Here is a 287-nt window from a genome sequence, read left to right as displayed (position 1 = left end):
CAAAGGCTTGTGCTTCGTCCTTGAGGGCGTTCTGCACCGTGTAGCAGACGGCGTTGTCGGCCAGTAGCGTATCAAAGGAGCGCACCGTCCACTGACCTGCCATGGTAGCAATGCCAGTGGAAAGCATGGTGACCAGCAAAATCGCGGCAAGCCATGCCGTGACCTTGCGGCGCAGGGATCTCGGGGTCGGTGGTGGAGGCAATAGAGGCCAGCGCCATGCCCAGGGTGTCGGTCATCTCGTCCACCTCACGGGCGGCCAGTGCATCGCCTGCACGGGCGGCATCAAA

Annotated in this window: 1 pseudogene; it reads right to left on the bottom strand. The window is 62.4% G+C overall.

Annotated elements, in window-relative coordinates:
* Window positions 1-71: 71 nt before the first annotated feature.
* Window positions 72-287, bottom strand: a pseudogene (locus P0G09_RS20555) (hypothetical protein); the annotation flags it as partial.

It is taken from the genome of Faecalibacterium sp. DFI.5.82, from assembly GCF_029076575.1.
GTDB lineage: Bacteria > Bacillota > Clostridia > Oscillospirales > Ruminococcaceae > Faecalibacterium > Faecalibacterium duncaniae.
Note: the sequence above shows the minus strand (reverse complement) of the source record. Positions and strands in the feature narration are given on the sequence as shown.